The following is a 21,140-nucleotide window of genomic DNA, read 5'->3' on the forward strand; positions in this document are numbered from 1 at the left end:
AGTGGTGATTTCGGATGAGCTCGTATCTTTCATCCCGCGTCTTTTGGGGGTCTTTCACTTGAAACTTCCGTGCTGCCGAATGCAGCCGGCAAGGTGATTGAACCATCCCGCCTAAGATCATGCTGTGAATGGCCGCTAGGGGTTTGCTCACCGCCGACGCGGTTCTGACGAAAATAAGCGATCCGACGTGGATTCGGGAGCTTGAGCGGCTGCCCGAGGTGCTGACAGCATATCGTTCAGCCAAATTGCGGCCGATGGAAGAGAAGAACGCGGCCACCGGGTAGACTTTCAGCCGTGTAGGGCTCGCCGTGGATCAAAAAGCAGGTCATGGGGACGCCCTGGCTCGGCAGAAGGCCCAGGTTTTGGAGCATGTCAATCACGAGAGGCGAAGCTTCTTGCGGGCCGTGCCTCCAGTCGTGGCCGAACAACTCTCCGAGTTCAGGCACTTGCGGGAGCGGGTGATGGCCCGAGACGGGCGCGGCGGGCGGCAGTTGGAGGTTTGGGGCCTGCAATTCGAACCAGGAGGGCCGATCAAACCCAGATGCGAGGCCGTAGGTATGCGGGGGAGCCGTCGGCGTCACGAGCGCAGCGTCACTCCTCGAAGCGAACCTTGGGTGATGGATGAGTTGAACGTCATTGGATCCTCTCGGCCCCAGCACGGCCGTATATCGTTCGCCGCCAATCTCATAGTTGATGAACGGACATTCCGCATTAGGCAAGAAGTCCCACTTGCCCAGCTCGGAAAGCATCATGTCGGGAGCCAGCTGGGTGCGATGGGAAAAATCGTTGGGCACTGCGAATGAAACGTCAAATGTATCGCCAACAGCCGGAGAGCGCAGATGGATGAGCTGAAGATCGCTACGCCCACGCGGTCCTAACACGCCCGTATAGCGTTCACCGTGAATGTCGTAAGTCTTTACCCACTTTGCTGCATCCGGCATCTGACCCCAGCGGCTGAGCTTGGAACGCATCATGTCCGGCGCGGGCTGGGTGCCATGGGAAAAATCTTCGGTAACGGCCAAAGAGGCGTCGAAGTTCTCGCCGGCGGTCTCCGCATCTTGATTCATCATCCGTCCAAAGTCTTTTTCAGAGGCGAGACCCTGCGGCCGTGAGCTGGGCTGCCAAATCACGGCATCGAAAGGATCCGCTCCGCCGGCGCTATGGGTTGTCGCCTCCATTGCCGTCCATAACTTGGATGCCTCCAGACCGAAAGCAGGCGCAAACCGGCCTCGATCCGCAGCATCGAAAAGCTCTTGCTGGGCGACACTTTGCACGTGCGAATGGGTGACTGAGCCGGCGGTTGGCCAACGCACCGGTGCATCGTGGGATGTCGTCGGCAAGCCCTCGCGATCGCCAGCACCTAGAAGCTGTTCTCGGGCGACATCTTGCACGGGCGAGTAGGCGGCCGAACTCATGCTCGGCCAAAGCACCGGTACATTGACTGGCGGCAGGCCCTCGCGATCGGCGGCATCTAAAAGCTCTTCCTGGGCGACACTTTGCACCTGCGAGCGGGTGACCGAACTCGTGGTTGGCCAAAGCAAGAGTTCATCGAAGGACGCCGCTGCCAGGCCCTCGCGATCCGCGGCATCGAAAAGCGCTTCCTGAGCAAAGCTCTGCAGGGGCGAGGGGGCGGCGGCACGCATTCCCTGCCAAAGTACCGGCGCATCGAAGCTGGCAGGTGGAGGCACATCGTTTTGGTGCACAGCGTCGAAAAGCATATCCTGGGCGACAAGCTGCGCCGGAGAACGAGCGGTTAAACCCATTGCCTCCCAAAACTGCTGAGCATTGAAACCGCCCGTCGGCAATGAGCCGTCCGCGTTTCCTAAAGGCTCATCACGTTCGAGAAGCTGGACGGGCAAATCGGCGGCCGGCTGCATTGACTGGCGCGAGGCGCTCCCGTAAGTCGGCGAGTTGTCCCGCCCCGCGAGTCGGCGGTAGTCATTCAGCCTGTTCAACGCATAGATGAGTTTCTTGTCCTTCGGAAACAAAGCATCGGCATGGCCAAGCAACGCTTTGTGGCTGAGCTTAGCAATCGACAAGGGGCGCAGTGCTGTCGCTAGCTTGCGAAGACTGCTAGCGTAATTTCCGGCGGTTTTTGCGTCCATTGCTCGACCAAAGCCCGCCTCGGTCGCCTCTCTGATGAGGTTGGCGTCTTCCTTGGACGGACGATAATGTGTTGTGGGGGGCGGAGCGGTATCGCTTGGCTCCCGGTACCTACTCACCATTGACAATGCAGAGAAGATGACCTTGTCTTCTGGCAGTAGCTTCTTGGAGCGCTCGAGCAATGTGTCGTCATCGAGCTCAGCAATCGAGTGACCAGACTGCTTCAGCAGATCTGCCAATTTGCGAAGCCGACGGTCATAGATTTCAATGGTAATCGCCTTTGGCGGTGGGCCTCGGTCAAGGGCAGCACCAGACGCTGCTCGGATGAGGCGATCGTCTTCTTCGGTGATGTCATAAAGCCCACTATGGGAATATACCGGGCCGAGCTGCCGCACCTCTCGCAAGTGTTGCTCGAATACCGCTTGCGGTTCTTTGGGCTGTTCAACCGTGGTATCTGATGCAGCGGAATCTTTATACGCTGGGTTGATCGCGTTGTATCGATCCATGCTGCAGTCCGCTGGCTTCCTTCCTCGTTCTTTCGCTACTCACGTTAGCTTTCCAAAACCTGACCTGGCCGGGCGGAAAGTTAGAATGAATATTGGTCGGCAAGTGCCTTTTCGAACCCGACGACGAGTGCGGCGAACGTAAAGACGGTACAGGCTTCGGCTGAAATTCTGGTTTTCCAGGTGCAGTACGCGGCCAGCTCCCCCGATGGCCAGCTCGGCCGGAGCATTATAGGCGGAGCGAAGGCTGCTTTCGATTTTCCGAGCATCGGAAACAGCCAAATTACCTTGCTAAGCCTCCACCCTCAATCTTCTTTCCCTGACTTTCTGTATGGATTCGATGCGCTAGCGGTCCGATAGTCATCCAGATTCCCGCCCAGAAACAGTACCTCGCGCTCCTCAGTTGGGGTATCGCTCACCCAGGCCAGGTCGGGTTCATCATCCTCAGTCCCGTCCTCAAGAATACTGACGATCTCCTCGGCCGTCCAAGCGGTGATCCTCGGCACCGTGTACGTGTGCAACTCATTGGCATTTTCCGCGATCACTTTGGCGCCATACTCGTTGTCGTCGTCCGGCGAGAGGAGCAGTCGTGAGGCCTCCTCGGACAGTGACACAAAGGGCGAAGAACTGGTGTCGCCCCTCATGTGTTCTGCCGCTGCGCGACCCAGATCAAGTCGTTGGCCTCCCCAGATATTCCAGGGGGCGGCGTCGAAACGCGAAGCCGCCATGGAACGCAAATGGGCCATCGCACTTTGATTGGCCAACCCGCGCGGCTTGCAATGGCTGGCGTGGTTTTGAAAGCGCTGCAGCTCCAAGTATGAGGATGCCACCACGTCGTCGTAAACGCGGCTACTATCCACGCCGCCAGCCGACGGTCCAGTCGCTCCTGACCATGGTGTTGATGTCTGCGCAGCGAGTTCGATTTCTCTTCTGAGTTCCGCAATGTTCGCGCAGGTCAGCGTTGCGGCGAGCTGAGCGCGCGCTTTTACAAAGGATGCGGCTGTGCACCGTTCGTTCTTCGGGATAAGGTCCGCTCTCCTATTGCCATCCGTTGCAGTTCGGGTCGATCCAGCCCCGGCTGAAGCTGGTGCTGGGAGGACTGGCCGATGCTCTCCAAGCCGCAGCTCAAAGTCTGCTTGCGCGGTCTCTTCCTGTTGCGGCTCGACGTAACTCATGCGAGCGGCGGACGGGTTGACGTTGTCAAATGGGTCCATTCCCTTCTCCCATTGGTGGCCTTGTCAATGTCGTTCGAACAAAGTTGGTCCGATAAGGATCAGAAACCGAGGCGGGCGCAAATCTCGATAAAATTGCAGCGGATATGGTTCTCGAACGGGTCGGTATGTTGAGGGCGTACGGATGGGGCTGACCCAGGATCCAGGTCCTTCTCTTCCAGAACTTGAGCCATCAAGTGGGCCGCTGTCCGGATAGAGATGTTGCTATGCTAGAGGGCCTAGCTGTCGAACAGCTGACCAGGCTCATTGCTTCAAGTAAATTCCGAGGGCGATCTTGCAGCGCCCTCTCCTCGGTGAACTCCGGCAGCAGCACTTTGCCGACGAAGCCTCCTGACGCACGGATCATCACCGTGTTGCGTCGCTGGTGGTGATAACGAAACGGCCGCAGCCCGCAGCGGCGGCAAAGCGCCAAGAACAGGTGCCGCGACCATTGGTCGGAAAGTGAGAATTGCTGTTCGATCGGCGGATCGTGGCGAGCGAGCTCCTCGACCCGGGCACGCACCCGCTGTAGCGCAGCTTCCGCCGCAAGGCGCTCACCAGCAGTTCCGGTACCCGCGAACAACGCCTCGATCTTCCGAAGCTTCTCGCGCAGCTGCGACTCGCTGGTCATTCTGATCCCAGTTGCCCGCTCCGAACCGGGATCACCCCATCACCGCGTGCCTGCGGCGTCAATCATCCCGACAGCGCTATCCAGAGCATTCCGCGCGAGTCAAGGCCCGGCACGGTGAGCTTCCCGTGACGCTCACGAATAATCCAGTACTGGTGGACGATTCTACACAGTGCATCGCAAGCAGTTTCTGCGAGAAAACCGGCAGTCTGCAGCCGATATCCTGAGCTGGATCTATCGCGGTCAACTCTTCAAGGCCATGGCCTTAAACCGAGGTTCGTGCCTCCCTCTGCGATCATGTCTCGGACCTTCGCGTTTAAGGCGAGAGTACAAGACAAACGATGCCGAGCCGATTACGCGCTGGCCCCACAACGAATCCTAGTTCGTCGAGCACCTGTACATGGACCGTTTCCAGGTGCCATCTGACTTCAGATAATCAATCAATTGCAAACATCTAATTGGCCCGGGGGCGCAAAGCGTCCGCGGTGCCAAAATCGGGGAGGGGTGTTCAGATCCTCCCGCGGGTTTCAGGTCTTGACGCCTAGCGCCCAATCCTTGGCAGCATACCAACATCGTCCCTTTGCCCGTTGCTTCCAATAGAGCGTCGAAACGTTTTGCCATCCCCTGGAGGCAAGAGCCCTCCTCAACCGTCTTTCCTCGGACGATTCGACAGCAGTATCGCTGCCCTCAGCGAAAACAAATGACACTTCGCGTAATGCCTGCGCTTCAAACTCTTTTCTCCGACGTCTGACGAGCAATGCAACCGCATGCATCGCATGTCGCCCTACAAACCGCGCTTCCCGTTCGGGAGTTCCAAGAGGAAATAAAAGGCGTCCGCCCTCTTTCAGATTGTCGACCCAGGTGACGGCTGGTCGGATTACAGCAAAATTGACGTAAATGAGATCGGCCAATGGAAGTGCGCAGTTCTTGCCATCGGCATTCAAAACCTCAACGTTCCTCCAAGGTCTCAGGTTCTCCTTTGCGAATTTTGCCAATGACTTGTCGTATTCGATAGCCAACACTCGCCCCTTTTTGCCGACAAGTTCGGCAAGAATGGCGCTGAAATAGCCCGCTCCCGCACCTGCGTGGACAACGGTTGCCCCCGTTAGCGGTCCGACTTTGTGCATCATCCACGCGTGCAGCGACGGACTACCGTTGTTGACGCCACGCTTTGGATCAAGGGAGATGACAACATCTTGGTAGAGGAGTGAGGGGTCGTTCGCATGCAAACGCAAATGAGGCGCCCATGGAGTCACCGCGTGCCACCGACGGCCCCCAAGAAAGTGTTCTCGCGGAACAGTCGCAAATGCCTTTTCTAATCTCTTGTCGCTATCTGCTCCGGCCAGCGCCAGTACCTGCCGGGCATACAGTTGTCTTACTTCGCGGATATTCATTCCTCTACCCTTAGTGTCGCCAAACGTGGCGGATGCAAACATGCACCTGACCTTAGATCATAAATGTAGGGTAAGATCTCGTAGTTAATCGAAATCAAATGATTTTGAGTTCTTGAGGTGACCTCGTTGGTGCTTGTCACATCTTAGTTCGATCTCAGAAAAGACGATGGTAGTCGGACCGCCCGCCAGTTCGCGCGAGAGTATGTACGACTGCCTCATCAACTCGCCCGCCGCGATAGCGCTCTGATTTCGGACTTTGCACGCCCGCCTTCGCTCACATCGAAGGTGGTCCGCAGGAGTGTGACGGCCTCTCGCCTTGCGTTGGGCACCACCACTATTCCCGTTCAACATCCTCGAGCATGGCGTTGTAGAGCATCGCCCCGGTCACGCGCTTCTTCAGCTTGGTCTTCTCGTCCTCCAACGCCTTAAGCTGCTTGGGTCTGACCGCCTCCTGTTCCCATAGAATCCCGATGATCTGCTGGCCCGTGAAACTGACTTGACTTCATTGGGCCGTCCCTTCCCAACTGATGGGGCTCTACCCATTCTTGGAGGTTCTCGCGAGGCTCAGACCATCTACAATTCATCATGGCCGAAATGGCCAAAACGAGGCCCGCAGAAAAGATAGGAGCTAGCAAATGGGCTCATCAGTACCAAACCTGATCCTCAAAACCGACTACGCCACACCAGCAGAAGAAACGGTTTTGGAACTCCACATGGACATTCCCCTTTCTTCCGAGGAGACAGGCAGAATCCGGCAGTTCCTCGCAGAGAATAATTGGAAGGCGCTGAAGGACTATGTCGGAAATTCAAGGCCCCAACTTCGCTCTCTCGTATCGGAATGGATCGACAAGACAGAGGATCGCAAGCTTGGTAAGGTCGTTTCGCTGAAGAGCAATGCGTCGTAAGTATCCATGTCTCATTGCCGCCTGCTACCGCCACAATTTTGCGGCGGTAGCAGCTGAGGAGTAGCTCAGTGCTGCGCCTTTCTGATTGCGATCTGACGATAGAGCGTCGAGCTGAAATTCGAGCGGCATTCCAAGCATCCGGTTTCGCGAGGATAATGGATTTTCTGCCGCCTGACGCAGCCGCGGCTGTGTCGGAAGCTCTCCAATTGTTCGACGCATGGTCGGTTGTATCTATCGCCCCGGATGGAACGCCGGTCTGTCTCGACCGCAAGGATTGGGAGCGCCCTCGTCCTGACGGGCGCCAGCCGTACAGTTCCAATGGATCATTCCAGTATCTGTTCAAGAGCTATCCGCTCGTGGAACGACTGCGGGACGATTGCGCCACCGGTGTTCTTCGCACAATTGCTGAATACCTAACTAGCGCGAAATTCCGACGAATCGTTGCGGATGCGACCGGGCATCGCGAGTTTATCCATATCGACGGGTTTGCTTCGCGCTTCGAAGCCGGACATTTTCTAACAACTCATACCGATAAGCAACCACCTGGAACACCGGGAGTTCGAAAGGTCGCCTACTCTCTCAACCTCACAACTCGATGGAGCAATGACTGGGGTGGACAGACTTGCTTCTGGAGCGATCATGATCCACCCATATGTGTTCCACCGACTTACAATACCCTCTTGTTGTTCGCGGTGCCGCGGCCACATTCCGTACTATATGTGCCTCCCTATGCGCACGGCGCCCGACTCGCCCTTACCGGATGGCTACATGAATGAGGCTGTATTCATCCGACGCGGACGGACTTCGCGATAGAGACGAAGGAACGTCTCGTGGTTCAAGGCAAGTCCCTTGAAGCGCATCGACACCTGCATACGAACATAGCTGTGACCTGCCACTGCGTATCTCCAGATGGAGTTAGAGTCCGGCCTGAAGAAGGATGGACAGATGAAGCGAGCAAGGTTCACGGAAGAGATGGGTATTCGGTCCCGATCGCCTGACCTATTTGCCGCGCGGCACGTTTTGACTGACGATCTGGACCCATTCCATCAAGGAGGAAAAGTCATGATCTACGTCGGCCCGGATGTTTCGCTGAATTCGGTTGCGATATGTGCGGTGGACGAGATCGGAAAGAACGACGAGGGCGGACGCGCCATCGATTGTGCAGTACCTCGAACCATGGGCAGGTCAAGTTGAACGGGTAGGCCTCGAGGCAGGACCGACATCAGAATGGCTGACCGCAAATCTAATCGAACTGGGACTGCCGGCCGTCAGTTTGGAAGCCCGCCAGGTTAAGGCGGCACTTTCAGCCATGCCGGTGAAGACCGATCGGAACGACGCCTGTGGGATCGCGCAGGTAGTGAGAACGGGATGGTTCAAGCCTGTTTACGTCAAGAGCATCGGCCGCCAACGGGCGCGGACGCCGGTGAGGGCGCTGATGAGTGGGGTTGAGTGTGAGAGAAAGGCGTCCGGTTGCATCGCGGTGGTCCTTCGAGAATGAGTGTGTTGCAACGTAAATGAGACCTTATCGCCCTCGGTCAGGAGGGCCGAAGATAGCGTGCTTCCGTACTGGCGAGTTCATTGTACCTGAAGAGTTCGAACACCTCGTCGAGTGTCGCAATACTCGGTTCAATGCTAGTTGTGTTCTCCTCAGTGAGGATACGATGATAGACCTGCCGCGTTGCCCTTATTGCAGCGTGCAGGGCATGGTTAGCCCAGATCACCGTCGAGATGCGAGCTTTGGGGTAAGCAGAGACTGGTGTTCGATAGTACTTCGTTGGAACGATCACCACCGGCAGTCTGTTCTGCCAGGCGCGTGCAAATTCAAAAATCTCGTCGCGGCGCTCTTTCGCGAGTGAATGAGGATCGCATCAGCTCCGGCGTCGGCATAAGCGTGAGCGCGCAAAATTGCCTCGTCCATCCATAGCCGCGAATCAGTGCTTCGATCCGGGCAACAAGAACGAGGTCTTCCGCAGCTGTATCCTTCACTGCGCGCAGACGGCCTGAAAATTCGTTGACATCGGCGAGGGGATGCCGATCACCAACAAACGAGTTTGTCTTCGGAAAACCGCTGTCCTCCAGCGCGACGCCGGCACCGCCACGTTGGCGGAGTTTGCGTGCGAGCAGACGGGCATTGTTGAAATTGCCGAAGCTGCCATCGCCGTCAACGAGCACAGGCAGCTGCGTTGAGTCTACGATCCGCTCGACTGCGTCGACAAGCTGGCTCCAAGACGCTTCGTTGGCATCTCGGTAGCCCAGAGAGCAGGCAATCGACAGGCCCGATGCCCAGAGAGCTTTGAAACCTGCGCCCTCAGCCAGAGCGGCCGAGAGTCCGTCATGCGCTTACATGAGGAAGGAGAGTGCGCTGCTGGAGCAGACGTCGGCCCGCAGCATTTGCGAAGGTGAGAAATCAATCGCCTCATTAGGCCCTTTGGCGAGAGCAGCTTGCGATTGGTTCTGCATGCTGATGCCTGCGTGCGGTTGATCGAGCAACGATCATCTATGGAAGGTGACATATTTATGTCATCTAGATCAATTGCGAGAATTGGTAGTTGACCGGGCCTCGCAATTGTTGCGTTTCGCTGCAGATGTGCAGCAACAGTGGTTAAGCTAGGATGACCGAAGGACGTGCGATTGTCGGTAATGACGATTGAGATAACGCACGTGGAGGCGGTTCATCGCGCGGATCGAGTTCGGTCCATACAGAGCGAGGCAACCGGTGATTGCAGGAGCATCGTGTTAGGTAGTTCGAGACCGCGTCACGTTCCCCTTGCGAAGCCGCTAGCGGCGTTGGCTCTTCATCTCGCGATGACATTCCTTCACCGGTCCAGGCATGACATCGGTCATGCTTGACAGTGGCCAACGCTTTCGAGTAAGCGCCACTTCCCAATTTGCGAAAGCGGCAACGATGATCAGGTCCACACTCGTTCAACGTATCGCCGGCATGCGTCCGCATCTCTATCAGGGCATCGTCGACAATATTGTGAGCGCAATCCTCGATGAGATCGCCGAGGGGCTCGCGCGCGGCGACCGGGTTGAATTGCGGCGCTTCGGAGTATTTTCGATCAAGCATCGGCAGGCTCGCACAGGCCGTAATCCAAAAACGGGCGAGTACATGCAAATTGAGCAAAAGCGTTTTCCGATCTTCAAGGCCAGCAGGGCAGTCCACGAGCGGCTGAACCGCCACGAGTGCTCGGTGACGGGCAGCTCACCGTCTGAGGTTGTCTAAGAGGGGCAAGCTGACGAGCCTCAAGACGATTTGGTTCGGGATTGACCAGGCCCTGCAAATGGTGCCAGGGAAGGTTCGCCAGAATAACGTCTCTCTCCTCCGGGTGAGATCAAGTCGGAATGGATCAAATCGGAATCCTGGACGACTTGAAATCGGGAATGCCTAGGCGAAATCACCGGGATCCGCTCACAGCCATTAAAGTATGCGCTTCAAAGTATGCGCTTCGCACTGGATTCCGACGCAGGGCAAACGAGTTCTGCATGTTGCGGGTCATCAGCTCAACGGACTTCGAACAATCCATGTTATGATGAGGATTCCCTGATCACGGCTGCGTGCCTCGCCGCTGCTCTGGGAAAAGCTAGACACAATTGATTTGCTGTGTGAAAATCCGACGCAAACATCGACCGAATGCAGCCACTACTTCACCGCCGCGGGATACGCTGCAACGTGATCGGCGAACGCTCTTCGGTCCGGCGCGACGGTCCCGTGGAACCAGGCATTGAGAGCCCATGCCCACCGAAGGTCTGTGCTTACAGCGTGAGGCCACGCTGCGCAAGAAAGTGGTCCGTAACCGGTCGCATGATCTCCCGAGCGATTTCGTCTTTGACCTGGGCAGCCGAGCTGCAGCTTGGCATCGGCATTGCCCGTCAAACCAAATTCCGCGAGACGTTGATTCAGGCGTGCCGAAAACTCCTCTCCCATCGCCTCGCCAAGGCGCGCCTGCATGGCTGCATGGTCTTTGCGAGCGAAACGCTTCAACACCGCCTGCCAAGTTTGCCAGCGTGTGGCCAGGTAGTCGGCAAAGCCTGCCGCCTCCTGCTCCCGAACCGATGTCTGGCAAGGGCGATGTCGGCCTCCGTAACGAAGGAAACGCGCTCGAAGCGCATCTTTGAGGCCACGGGCTGCAGCTCCGGTGCATCGCGCAGCTTCACTTGATAGGCCAAATAGACCTCGATCTCGTCGACGAAACGCAGTGAGCGGAGCTTCTCGCGAGCGATGCGCTCCAGCACATCCAAGCGGAACAGGATACGGCCCTCTCTCCAAGATGCCTTTGAGATTCCCGTCAAAGTCCCCGTCCTCGACCTGAGCATTTAGGCGCGCGGTCTGCATGCCGTTCCAGGTCAACGTGATGCGATCCTCGCAGGTTGCGCTCGCGTCGAAAGCCAACTGGAAGTACTGTTCGCGCAATCGGTGCCTTCTTGCCGCCTGCCGCAGGTCATCGCGCACCGCCTGCTGGAACGCCTCATCGCCGTAGTTCACGGTCTCCTGCAACTTGTCGAGAAAGCGTGCGTAGTCCTGAGCACCGTGCTCTTCGCCGAAGCTCTGCCAGAGGGCCAGCGTCTCCGGCTCGCCCATGAGCCAGTCCGCGACCGCCTCAGCCAGAGGCCGTCCCGGCCCTTGCGCCGTTCCTCCCTCCCATCGAGAAGGAGACTCGAGGCCCTTCATAGCCCTCGGCATGCAGGGCTGTCGCAAGGTTCGTCCGCACCCGCTCCGACAGGATTCGCTTCCAGGCTAAACTAACTATGGAAGCATGTCTCAGCTGCGTCAGCAGGGTCTCGGGTAAGCTCGTCAGTCGGTTCCAACCAGCGTGGAGCGTTCTGAGGCTGGCAGGGAGGGAGTCGGGCAAGTGAGTCAGTCGATTACGGGAAACGTCGAGCCGCCAGAGATTGTCCGGAAGTGCGGCGGGCAGGTGGGTCAGCTGGTTCTCGTTCACATGCAGAATCTGGAGCCTGGGCGGGAGAGTGTCGGGCAGGCTGGTCAGCTGATTGGCGGGAACATCCAGGCGTTGGAGTCCAGAGGGAAGGCCGGACAGGCTGGTCAGCCGATTGTCGGGAACATCCAGGCGTTGGAGTCCAGGGGGGAGGCCGGACAGGCTGGTCAGCCGATTGTCGGCAACATCCATGCGCCGGAGCCCGGGCGGGAGAACGGGCAGGCTAGTCAGCCGATTCGACCTGGCGTAGAGTTCCTGAAGACTAGTCGGAAGAGATTCCGGCAGATAGGTCAGCTGATTGTCGGAGACGTCTAGGCGCTGGAGCAACGCCGGGAAGCCGGGTGGCAAGACCGTCAGGGACAGCGATGCAAGGTTTAGCTGCACAGTGGTTGCGGCCATCTCCCAAGCTCTTATTCTTCTTGCCGCGTCTAGCCGATTTTCGCGTCGGCTCAGCACCTCTTCGGCAGCCCAGGCCGCAAGAGCCTGGTCCTGCGGCGCTTCGCCATCAGCCGGAGTCTCACGGTTCATCGTCGGCGGCCTCCCGCGCCCCAGTTTAACTCGACGAACCTGATCACCAACCCGGTGAGACCGCATAGGCAGTCTTGCCGTCGATCTCGTTCGGAAAAGTGAGACGTATTACCAACACTCGGCTGGCACTCTCCTCGGACCATCAATGCCGTCTTTTCAGTCGTCAATTTAGGTAGGCGCCTCCGAAGTGATGCTCCTGGAAACCGCCGTTGTCATCATGAAGGTCACTGACGAATGTAAACCAAGCGGATCAAGACTGCGACTCGCACTAGGCCGACCTGTCAGTTTTTTGCCAAGCGGTCGCCGACCCTCTCGAGCAAGTGCCGGAGTCGCTTGGACATTGGGAGGACGTCGCCTATGTGTCCGAGCAGAATTCTCTTGCCCGACGAGTCGGCGAACCGATCCGGCATTCGTATGTGGCGGAGATCTTCATCAAGTGACAAGTCGGGCGGGTACACCCGCGCAATCCGCCGCTGAACTGATGCTTCGCGCCTGAGCGGCGGAAGTCGCGGCATTCGCGCTGCCACGCTCATACCTCATGAGCAGAGGGAAGTTGTGCGAGATGGGCGAGTAGTCATGGTCCCTTTTGTGGAAATGAATTCGAACGACTTGCCAAGCCCGATGCCCGCCATTTGATCGAGGTCAATGACGCGGATAGTGCTCGGCATGGTGTGGTCTCCGATCTGCCGGTGCAGCGTCAGATGTTCGAGGTTATTTACCGCAGAGACTATAATGACTTCAATTTTCCGACCAATCAGGATGGGACACTTGGGAGGACGCCGTCAATGTTGCCATCGCGGACTGCTAGGGCCGAGCCATCACCGACGTGCGGTCACCTTGAGCGACCAGCGCCTCCTGAATCCAGCGCAGCTTGGACCCATTTGGATTCGCTACCCAAGTTGCCCGCCCTCGCCGTTGATATGCAGGCCAGCGTGCCCGCGGAGAACTTCCCATGCACGAGAGACTTCACACATATCGTCAGCTTGGGATGGGAACATGGTTGCCAATCAGCCCCCGATGCCTTGGTCGGTTCACTGAGCAGAAAAGGACTTCTACCGGCGACATCGCTCCATTCGCGAACACATTTTTACATACATGGTCGGCCTTACACACCTAAGTTGGGGCAAGAAACAAGAGAGCCGACCCCAAACAATCCGAGTGGGCTTAGCGTAACGCTCGTCCCGGGGCATGGGCTTGAATCTCACCAGCCAGTAGCGGCGGGCATCGATAGCGTCCCGGGACATGGCGAAGAATCATCATCGACCAAGGCTACGACGTCCGCGATGCCGGTGAAGGATGGCAAAGGCTGTGGACTGTGGTGGTGTTTTAAGTCCGGGCTATGCAAAGCGTTCCGAGGGAGCGGTCGCGAAAACTCGTCCGGCCGTCTGGATGAGCCCGATGAACAGGCCTCCGGATCCGGCATCCCAGTGCAGCCTCCGCTGGCGCTCCACCGCACGCAGTGGCTGGGTGACGAGCATATCACGGCGGATTACACACTCCTGGAGCGGGAGTTGCGGAGGAACAATCCGGATCTAGCCGCCCGCACCCGGTTTGTGCAGCCGGTGCAGGCTCATCTGCTGCGCTTGACCGACGACGCGAAAGCCCGGCAGGAGACCTTGCAGGAGATCAACAATGGTGGACATGGTAACGATACCGCCAACTTCCTGTTCGTGCCTATGAACACTGGCGGTGCCAGTAGCAGCGACGGCACGCATTGGTCGCTGCTGCTCATTGATCGCCGCGAACCGAAAGCGATCGTTGCCTATCACTACGACTCCTTGCGAAAACGTTCTCACACCGACGGGGCAAGACAGCTCGCAGTCAGGCTGGGCGCTCGCCTCGAGACCGCCCGCATGACCCAGCAGCGGAACAGTCATGATTGCGGCGTCTTTGTCGTGGACGGCACACGGGCGCTGGCGAGGCGATTGGCGCAAGGAGAGCGGCCTGATGACGAGCCGCTTCACCTCGACAACCTCGTCGCCGATCGGCGGGCACTCCAGGATCGACTGAGCGGTCGTGTGCATTCGCGACGCCCAACTCGCTGATGCGTTTGGGCTGATGGAGCTGGCTGGCGCGCCTCTTGCCGGCACCAGAACCTTGGCCGGGTACCAGGCGCGTGAACGACTGGGCGGCTTGCACACGACCCCGCCCTGCATCGGATCGTGGTAGTCGGTCTGTGATCGACCGCCCATCGGACGCTTCGACACCGAGCGACCGACTTAAAAGCGAACCTCTCCGCGCGGCCGGTCTGTCTGAGCGGTGGATCGACACGTGCCTGCAAACCCATCAAGAACATCGTTCTGATGTGGACCCAGCGTGGGTGCCGCAGGTGGTAGGATGGAAGAATCGCGCCCAGCTTCCGGCCGCGGACTTTAGCCTCCTTTAAACCGATTGGATGCGGCCGAATCATGATCGGCCTGGTTGATAGTGTTCAATCGGTCCATGATCTCGTCCGCCAGCATAGCTCTCTGGCTCCTCGCTACTCATGTTAGCTTTCCAAAACCCGACGTGACCGCCGGTCAGGTAAAAATGAACGAGGTCCTGAAAGTGCCTGCTCTAAGGCGTTGCAGCGTGAGTCGAGGCGCAAAGAAAGATTTGTGAAAAAAGGGGGACGGTTGAGGAGTTGAGTTGCAAGAGGAGTATGCCGCTCCATTAATGATCGTCTTTTCAGATCTCAGTTGCGGCGATCGGCGCTATGACTGGGGCGACCGGTATGATCGACGAGTTTTTGATCGTTGCAGGCCAGCGTAGGTAAAATATCGCTTCCTTAGATCAGCTAGTAGATAGGTATTTGGGGCGGCATCAAAATCGTGAATTGCACGAAGTCTTGTGCGTTTCCCGACGAGCTTTCGTCGGCACGTCAGTTTTCGATAGAGGTCGCAACTTCTGACGACTGGTCAATCCCGCCGTGAGAATAGCGACACGAAGTCAATTCATACACCAACCCGGTTAAAGGTGTTGGGTTTGCGACACTGGCGCCGACACGCTCGCTGGGGCGACAGAACATCCGAGCGCCTGCCGGCAGCCGTTCTCTAGGGAACATCAGAAGCCGAGCGCGCTCTAAATGCTGATGGCACGGCCGTTGCTTTGGAGGCGACGAGTCAGTGACGGCGCGAAGCGCATTCAGACACGATGGGACAAACTTGCTCGCAACTTCCTTAAAACGGACCCCGTACAGAGCACCGAGCGTGCGACATCTACCGTACTCGCTCAACAGGCGATCCGTTGATCGGATGGGACGGCGATGAGGCAGCGCGCTCGCGAGTGAATTGGAAAGTTAAAATGACAGTCCCCAAAGCCATATCGGCGCGACGCCAAACGACCGATGTAGACGCAATGATCGCTGATCTCCGGTCGTGCGAACACCCGCATGATGTAGAGGTATGCGGTATGCTCTTGCACATTTTGCCTGGTGTTCTATCGCCACGCCTAAGTCACGCTCCCGATGCCTTGGTATCGAAGTGGCACATCCAATCTGGAGCGACAGTATTGGATCTGGGATGCGGATCAGGCGTGCTGGGCCTGGCGGCACTCCGCGCTGGGGCAGAACGCCTGGTGGCTCTCGACATTAATCCACAAGCCGTTCTTACCACAAAGACGAACATCGAGCGGTTAGGTTATGCCGATCAGGCAGAAGTGCGCCTCAGTGACGTTTATTCTGCGCTGCAGCCTCAAGAAAGGTTCGACCTTATTCTGTTTGCCGCCCCGTACTGGAACCGAAAGGCAAACGACGACCTGGAGCGCTCCTGCTTTGACGAAGATCACAGCACCATGGCCTCAGCTCTGGGGAGAGCTCATAACTGGCTCACTGCCAATGGCCTGATGTATGTCGTCTTTTCCGATCAGGGAGATGTTGGGCGCGTCGTGAACTTGATCGATGAGAGTAAGCTGCGTGTTAGAAACATGCATGTCTTCCGGCCATCGATCGAAGGAGGACATATCCGTATCATCTGGGAACTCACGGCTCGGTGAAGGCTCTTCGGGCGGCGAAGCCCTCCCAACCCCGACTTCTGGTCAAACCCCTTGCTATCGCCTCAAGCTCGGGTGAATTGAAGGAATGGGCCGACTGCTCGGGTGCCCGTTGTGCGATCTGCCGACGGGGCATAGGCGAGCATCCGCGACAGGGTTGGACGCGACAGCCGCCGGCTCGCCAAATCGGAGTGTTCTTGCCAAACATATGTATGATCGCTTGATTGTCTCAAATTGCTCAAAGGATGCCGCCGACCGGATTAAGTGAATTTATGAGAGCCCGGAGGTTGGCCAATGGCTTTATTGCGTCCAGCGACCCAATAACGCGTAAGACCGCGCGTACAATCTTGCAGTTGATTCTGTGACAGCTCAATCATGTGTAGGTCGATGTCATTGATGACGAGTTCGTCCGATGCACGGCAATCCGAGATCGCACGGTTTGTGGGAGCCGCCAGCGCCGCCGTCTACGGGTCCTCCTGTCGGTGATGCGCAAGCCGATGTTGTTGTGATCTCAAAGTCGTGTACGACATGAGATGTTCCAACGACGATCCATCGACGTACCGAGTTGAAAATCCTCGCCTCATCTTCTGTCAAAGTGTCCCGACGCGGGCGCGCGCGGCGCAGTTTGCCTGAGCCAAAGGCTCCTTCGGGCCAATGACTGAGCCGACAGCCACCACCTCTGATGTCGGGTTTGCAACATGCTGTCGGGGCCGTGACGCCGATTGAGAAAATCGCTTTTACTAATCAAGCCATTTGCAATTGGCATAGGGCTTGAAGGAGGTGAAGGCGGAAGGCGGACGTCATCCAGTAGCGCTTGCGCAAGGACGGTAGTGATGGCTTACAAGGGTGTCGCCTCTCGGCTTATTGTATGCGGCGGGTACGACGTTGACTTTCCGCGATCCGTCGCAATGCGTGTTCGCGTATGGTTTTATCACGGTGATTGATCACTGGGCGGCGGTTCGAGACGACATCGATGCGCGTGCGCAGCACGGTGCCGCGCCTGTGCCGGGCCCCGTGCCCGCCGGCATCGATGTCCGTGGTGCGGCCGAATTTGAACAGCTCGAAACCGAGGTCCGGCGCATGGACGCCGACGGACCGACCGCGGTTGATTGGAGCAAAGTCAGCACGCTGTCGCTCCATATCCTGTCGAACCAGTCAAAGGACCTTTTGGTTGTCTGTTGGGCCACCTATGGTCTGTTCCGGACCGGAGGATACCAGGGCCTTGCGGTCGGCCTAGGCATTTTGCGCGGCACGGTGGATGCGCATTGGGAGGGGCTCTTTCCGCCGATCAAGCGGGAACGGGCGCGGGTCGGAGCAATCGATTGGCTCGTTGGTCGCGTTGGGCCGGAGGTGGCCGAGAATGTGCCGATCGAAACTGAATATCCGGCAGTGCTCGCCGCCTATGAGGCGCTTGACGATCTCGACCGCCAGCTGCGCGACAAGCTGGTCAATGAGCAAGCCTCTTTGGGCGAGTTGTTGAGGGCTCTGCGGCCGCACTACGAAAAAGCCAAGCGCGCAAGCGCCGTGCCCCCGGAACGTGCGGCGGAGGCGGCCCGAGCTGTCGAGGAGGCCGGCGTCGCCCCGGCGGAATCCCCTCCGCCGGTTGAGGTGGCACGACCGGCTGGCGCCGATGGCGACTGGGCCGGCTTGCCTGATATGCTGCGTCTAGCTTCGGCCGCCCGGCGCGTTACGTCCCCCACAGACCCGACGGTCTATCTGCTCAATCGTGTCGGCTCCTGGATGCGCTTTGACGCCCTGCCGCCGGATACGGGCGGCCGCACAACGATATTTGCGCCTGCGGACAATATCGCAGCGTTGGAAACCAAAATAACGGCCGGTCAGCACGCCGATGTCTTGAATTTGGCCGAAGAGATCGTCTGGATGTCACCGTTCTGGCTCGACGTTCACCGGCATGCTGCGAAAGCATTGGAGCAAATGGGGCCGCTCTTTGAGCCGGCGGCCGCGGCAGTGCGCGCAAGCCTAGCCCTGCTGGTCACACGCTATCCGCGGATCTTGACGTTTCAGTTCAATGACGGACGGGCGTTCGCGGATGAGGAAACGCGCGCGTGGGCCGCCGTCGGTGGTGCGGACGTGTCGCCGGGCCGTGATCCTGCCGACGAAGCGGTTGTTGAGGCACATAAGCTGATTGGCGATGGGCACCCTCAGGCTGCCCTCGAGAAGCTGTCACGTGCGCTGGATGGCGCGAGCGGAGAACGAGCGCGGTTCGTGGGCCAGCTTGCGCAAGCACGTTTCTGCATCGAAACCGGCTTCGTGACGACCGCCGTCCCGCTGCTCGAGCACATGGAAGAGGTGATCGCCGAGCGCAATCTCGAACGCTGGGAGCCTCGGCTTGCGCTCGACGTCGCCGAATTGCGCTTTCGCGCGATGACTCATTCCGACTCTCAGCAATTGATTGATGAGCCGCGCCGTTGCGCCGTGCTCGAGCAAATCCGAAAGAGGGTCGCTGGCATCGATATCGCACGGGAGAGCCAGCTTGGCCGCTAGCTGACTTTATCAGGGCAGAGTCTTAAACAGGAGCTGATATGGCACAGGAAAGCTCGGTTGCTCCAAAGGAGCGCATCAATATCCGCTTCAGGCCGGCAGCCGGCAACCTCAAGGAGGATGTTGAGCTGCCGCTCAAATTGCTGGTTCTGGGCGACTTCACCGGACAGGCCGATGACCGACCGATTGAACAGCGCGAGCTCGTCAATATCGACAAGGACAATTTTAACGAGGTTGTCAAAAGCCAGGAACTGACTCTTCATATCTCCGCCGAGAATAAGCTCGACGATCAGCCTGAGGCTGGCAAGCTGTCGGTGTCGCTGCAGTTTCAGAGCCTCAAGGACTTCGAACCCGAGCGTATCGTGCAGCAAATCCCCGAACTGCGCGCTTTGACCGAACTACGCGCGGCCCTGATCGCTCTGAAGAGCCCGCTCGGCAACGTGCCGGGTTTCCGCAAGGCCATCCAGAATCTGCTCGAAGACCACGGCGCGCGGCCGCGGCTCCTGAGCGAGCTCACCGGCAAGAGCGAGTGAGCAGATCAGCGAGATTCCTTGAGGGGCGAGCGCTATGACCGACACAAGTGCGCAGCAGCCGGCCGAAGTCGCCACCCCGACCACTGACCTTTCGTTGCTGGATCAGGTCCTCGTCCAAACCAGGATGACCCCGCGCGACGAGGGTTACGACCTCGCCCGCCGGGGCGTCGCAGCTTTCGTCGCCGAGCTCATCAAACCGAACCGGGCCGACGAGCAGGTCAACAATGCGCTCGTCGATCAGATGATCGCGGAGATCGATCGCAAAATCTCGACTCAGCTCGACGACGTGCTGCACACAGACCAGTTCCAACGGCTCGAGTCGGCTTGGCGCGGGCTTAAGTTCATGGTCGACCGCACCGATTTCCGTCAGAACATCAAGATAGAAATCCTTAGCGTCAGCAAGGACGAATTGCTCACCGACTTCGAGGACAGCCCGGAGATCGTCAAGTCGGGCCTGTACAAGCACGTCTACACCGCAGAATATGGCCAGTTCGGCGGCCAGCCCGTCGCGGCCATGATATCGGCCTACGAGTTTGGCAGTGGCAGCCAGGATGTTAAGCTGATGCGGTACATGAGCGCGGTGGCCGCCATGTCGCATGCACCAGTCATAGCTTCTGCTGCACCGGACATGTTCGGCGTCGAACGTTACGAGGAGATCGCGGGTCTGAAGGACCTGCAATCGGTGTTCGAGGGACCAAAATATGCCAAGTGGAACTCGTTCCGCGAAAGCGATGACGCTCGTTATTTCGGCCTGACGCTGCCGCGCTTCCTGCTGCGCTTGCCCTATGGTCCAGAGACGGTTCCCGTGAAGGACTTTAATTACCAGGAGGCCTCGGACGGCGAAACCGACAACTACCTCTGGGGCAACGCTGCCTTTGCCTTTGCGACGCGCTTAGCCGAAAGCTTCGCCAAGTATCGCTGGTGCCCGAACATCATCGGCCCCCAGTCTGGCGGCGCGGTTGAGGATCTCAATCTGCATACCTATGAGGCAATGGGACAATTGCAGACCAAGGTCCCGACTGAGGTGCTCATCTCGGACCGGCGCGAGTTCGAACTAGCCGAGCAGGGCTTCATCGCGCTGACCATGCGCAAGGGAGCTGACAATGCCGCTTTCTTCTCGGCCAATTCCGCGCAGAAACCGAAATATTTCGGGAACAGCCAGGAAGGTAAGGTGGCCGAGCTCAACTACAAGCTCGGCAGCCAGCTGCCCTATATGTTCATCATCAATCGTTTCGCCCACTACATCAAAGTGCTGCAACGCGAGAACATCGGCTCCTGGAAGAGCAGCCAAGAGCTGCAAGGCGAGCTGAACAACTGGATTCATCAGTATGTCGCCGATCAAGAGAATCCGTCGGCAGAGGTGCGCTCGCGGCGGCCTCTGCGAAAGGCGGAGATCATCGTCGAGGACGTCGAAGGTGAGCCGGGCTGGTATCGCGTCGGCATCGCTGTCGTTCCACATTTGAAGTACATGGGTGCAGACTTTGCTTTGACGCTCAAGGGTAGGCTCGACAAGCACTGAAGGTGACAGGCGATGTTCGACCGCAGCCTTATGGAGCGCTTGGAGGACGGGTCGGCGACCCATCGGGTGTCATTCGAACGCTTCCGGGCAAGCGTTCTGGACAACCTACGTCGGGTTCTAAACTCACGCCAGGGCTGCTGCGAAACACGGCCGGACCTCGGCATGCCCGACCTTAACGAGACGGTCGGGCAGGGAGCCGACGCAGTACGCTCGCTCGCCCGTTCGCTCAAGCAGCAGATCGAGACATTTGAGCCCCGCTTGAAGAATGTTTCGATCCGCTTTCATGCCGATCCCGACAACCCGCTGCAGCTGAGCTTTCACGTCAACGCGACGCTCGATTATGACGACCAGATGGAGCCAATTTCCTTCGATGCGATCTGCGATAAGCACGTTCGGATAAGGGGCTGA

At 58.2% G+C, this 21,140-nt stretch carries 16 protein-coding genes and 3 pseudogenes; 11 read left to right on the plus strand and 8 right to left on the minus strand.

Features of this window, described 5'->3' with window-relative positions; all coding sequences use genetic code 11:
• Window positions 1-236: 236 nt before the first annotated feature.
• The 4 genes from MTX21_RS32815 to MTX21_RS32830 all read right to left on the minus strand — a co-directional run bounded on the left by MTX21_RS32815 (window position 237) and on the right by MTX21_RS32830 (window position 5,881).
• Entirely contained in the window at window positions 237-2,609 is a 2,373-nt protein-coding gene (locus MTX21_RS32815; protein ID WP_280968700.1) for a hypothetical protein, read from the minus strand.
• A gap of 302 nt (window positions 2,610-2,911) precedes the next feature.
• Window positions 2,912-3,820, minus strand: coding sequence for a hypothetical protein (locus MTX21_RS32820; RefSeq protein ID WP_280968701.1), 909 nt, complete (start codon window positions 3,818-3,820; stop codon window positions 2,912-2,914).
• Between the two features lie 190 nt (window positions 3,821-4,010).
• Window positions 4,011-4,448 (minus strand): hypothetical protein, encoded by a 438-nt coding sequence (locus tag MTX21_RS32825; protein ID WP_280968702.1) that lies wholly within the window; start codon window positions 4,446-4,448, stop codon window positions 4,011-4,013.
• 524 nt (window positions 4,449-4,972) lie between these two features.
• Entirely contained in the window at window positions 4,973-5,881 is a 909-nt protein-coding gene (locus MTX21_RS32830) for an rRNA adenine N-6-methyltransferase family protein (protein WP_280968703.1), read from the minus strand.
• Between the two features lie 593 nt (window positions 5,882-6,474).
• On the opposite strand from MTX21_RS32830, the gene MTX21_RS32835 reads away from it, so the two are divergent.
• From MTX21_RS32835 to MTX21_RS32845, 3 genes are all read left to right on the plus strand, one after another.
• Window positions 6,475-6,744 carry a hypothetical protein gene (locus MTX21_RS32835; protein ID WP_280968704.1) on the plus strand — a complete coding sequence of 90 codons (270 nt, stop codon included), beginning with the start codon at window positions 6,475-6,477 and terminating at the stop codon, window positions 6,742-6,744.
• Window positions 6,745-6,812: 68 nt separating this feature from the next.
• Window positions 6,813-7,520 (plus strand): 2OG-Fe(II) oxygenase family protein, encoded by a 708-nt coding sequence (locus tag MTX21_RS32840; RefSeq protein WP_280968705.1) that lies wholly within the window; start codon window positions 6,813-6,815, stop codon window positions 7,518-7,520.
• A gap of 286 nt (window positions 7,521-7,806) precedes the next feature.
• The gene (locus MTX21_RS32845) at window positions 7,807-7,938 is read left to right on the plus strand and encodes a hypothetical protein (protein WP_280968706.1); all 132 of its coding nucleotides are present in this window, start codon (window positions 7,807-7,809) and stop codon (window positions 7,936-7,938) included.
• 341 nt (window positions 7,939-8,279) lie between these two features.
• Here the strand turns inward: MTX21_RS32845 and MTX21_RS32850 are convergent.
• Window positions 8,280-9,060, minus strand: a pseudogene (locus tag MTX21_RS32850) (isocitrate lyase/phosphoenolpyruvate mutase family protein).
• A gap of 526 nt (window positions 9,061-9,586) precedes the next feature.
• On the opposite strand from MTX21_RS32850, the gene MTX21_RS32855 reads away from it, so the two are divergent.
• Window positions 9,587-9,970, plus strand: coding sequence for an HU family DNA-binding protein (locus tag MTX21_RS32855; protein WP_280971325.1), 384 nt, complete (start codon window positions 9,587-9,589; stop codon window positions 9,968-9,970).
• A gap of 755 nt (window positions 9,971-10,725) precedes the next feature.
• On the opposite strand, the gene MTX21_RS32860 is transcribed toward MTX21_RS32855, so the two are convergent.
• The 3 genes and pseudogenes from MTX21_RS32860 to MTX21_RS32870 form a co-directional block, all read right to left on the minus strand.
• Entirely contained in the window at window positions 10,726-11,061 is a 336-nt protein-coding gene (locus MTX21_RS32860; RefSeq protein ID WP_280970871.1) for an NEL-type E3 ubiquitin ligase domain-containing protein, read from the minus strand.
• 4 nt (window positions 11,062-11,065) lie between these two features.
• A pseudogene (locus tag MTX21_RS32865) lies at window positions 11,066-11,428 on the minus strand (NEL-type E3 ubiquitin ligase domain-containing protein); the annotation flags it as partial.
• Window positions 11,346-12,209 (minus strand): hypothetical protein, encoded by an 864-nt coding sequence (locus MTX21_RS32870; protein WP_280968707.1) that lies wholly within the window; start codon window positions 12,207-12,209, stop codon window positions 11,346-11,348. The pseudogene MTX21_RS32865 and the gene MTX21_RS32870, both read right to left, overlap by 83 nt.
• Window positions 12,210-12,553: 344 nt before the next feature.
• Between MTX21_RS32870 and MTX21_RS32875 the strand changes: the two are divergent.
• From MTX21_RS32875 to tssE, 7 genes and pseudogenes are all read left to right on the plus strand, one after another.
• Window positions 12,554-12,649 (plus strand): annotated as a pseudogene (locus tag MTX21_RS32875) (DNA-binding protein); the annotation flags it as partial.
• An 843-nt stretch (window positions 12,650-13,492) separates the two neighbouring features.
• Window positions 13,493-14,254, plus strand: coding sequence for a Ulp1 family isopeptidase (locus MTX21_RS32880; RefSeq protein WP_280968708.1), 762 nt, complete (start codon window positions 13,493-13,495; stop codon window positions 14,252-14,254).
• A 1,345-nt stretch (window positions 14,255-15,599) separates the two neighbouring features.
• On the plus strand, window positions 15,600-16,181 hold the full coding sequence (locus MTX21_RS32885) for a 50S ribosomal protein L11 methyltransferase (RefSeq protein WP_280970872.1): 582 nt from the start codon (window positions 15,600-15,602) through the stop codon (window positions 16,179-16,181).
• Window positions 16,182-17,063: 882 nt separating this feature from the next.
• Window positions 17,064-18,683: a type VI secretion system protein TssA gene (gene tssA / locus MTX21_RS32890; RefSeq protein WP_280968709.1), complete on the plus strand. Its 1,620-nt coding sequence runs from the start codon at window positions 17,064-17,066 to the stop codon at window positions 18,681-18,683.
• A gap of 38 nt (window positions 18,684-18,721) precedes the next feature.
• On the plus strand, window positions 18,722-19,213 hold the full coding sequence (gene tssB, locus MTX21_RS32895) for a type VI secretion system contractile sheath small subunit (RefSeq protein ID WP_280968710.1): 492 nt from the start codon (window positions 18,722-18,724) through the stop codon (window positions 19,211-19,213).
• A 34-nt stretch (window positions 19,214-19,247) separates the two neighbouring features.
• Window positions 19,248-20,732: a type VI secretion system contractile sheath large subunit gene (gene tssC / locus MTX21_RS32900; RefSeq protein WP_341510946.1), complete on the plus strand. Its 1,485-nt coding sequence runs from the start codon at window positions 19,248-19,250 to the stop codon at window positions 20,730-20,732.
• Window positions 20,733-20,744: 12 nt separating this feature from the next.
• The gene (gene tssE, locus MTX21_RS32905) at window positions 20,745-21,140 is read left to right on the plus strand and encodes a type VI secretion system baseplate subunit TssE (protein WP_280968711.1); all 396 of its coding nucleotides are present in this window, start codon (window positions 20,745-20,747) and stop codon (window positions 21,138-21,140) included.

The organism is Bradyrhizobium sp. ISRA430, from assembly GCF_029909975.1.
Taxonomy (GTDB): domain Bacteria; phylum Pseudomonadota; class Alphaproteobacteria; order Rhizobiales; family Xanthobacteraceae; genus Bradyrhizobium.

Coding starts and splice junctions, on each gene's coding strand:
- MTX21_RS32815 (WP_280968700.1), bottom strand. CDS start 2,609: ATGGATCGATACAACGCGATCAACCCAGCGTATAAAGATTCCGCTGCA.
- MTX21_RS32820 (WP_280968701.1), bottom strand. CDS start 3,820: ATGGACCCATTTGACAACGTCAACCCGTCCGCCGCTCGCATGAGTTAC.
- MTX21_RS32825 (WP_280968702.1), bottom strand. CDS start 4,448: ATGACCAGCGAGTCGCAGCTGCGCGAGAAGCTTCGGAAGATCGAGGCG.
- MTX21_RS32830 (WP_280968703.1), bottom strand. CDS start 5,881: ATGTTTGCATCCGCCACGTTTGGCGACACTAAGGGTAGAGGAATGAAT.
- MTX21_RS32835 (WP_280968704.1), top strand. CDS start 6,475: ATGGGCTCATCAGTACCAAACCTGATCCTCAAAACCGACTACGCCACA.
- MTX21_RS32845 (WP_280968706.1), top strand. CDS start 7,807: ATGATCTACGTCGGCCCGGATGTTTCGCTGAATTCGGTTGCGATATGT.
- MTX21_RS32855 (WP_280971325.1), top strand. CDS start 9,587: ATGCTTGACAGTGGCCAACGCTTTCGAGTAAGCGCCACTTCCCAATTT.
- MTX21_RS32860 (WP_280970871.1), bottom strand. CDS start 11,061: ATGCTCAGGTCGAGGACGGGGACTTTGACGGGAATCTCAAAGGCATCT.
- MTX21_RS32870 (WP_280968707.1), bottom strand. CDS start 12,209: ATGAACCGTGAGACTCCGGCTGATGGCGAAGCGCCGCAGGACCAGGCT.
- MTX21_RS32880 (WP_280968708.1), top strand. CDS start 13,493: ATGCCGGTGAAGGATGGCAAAGGCTGTGGACTGTGGTGGTGTTTTAAG.
- MTX21_RS32885 (WP_280970872.1), top strand. CDS start 15,600: ATGCTCTTGCACATTTTGCCTGGTGTTCTATCGCCACGCCTAAGTCAC.
- tssB (WP_280968710.1), top strand. CDS start 18,722: ATGGCACAGGAAAGCTCGGTTGCTCCAAAGGAGCGCATCAATATCCGC.
- tssC (WP_341510946.1), top strand. CDS start 19,248: ATGACCGACACAAGTGCGCAGCAGCCGGCCGAAGTCGCCACCCCGACC.
- tssE (WP_280968711.1), top strand. CDS start 20,745: ATGTTCGACCGCAGCCTTATGGAGCGCTTGGAGGACGGGTCGGCGACC.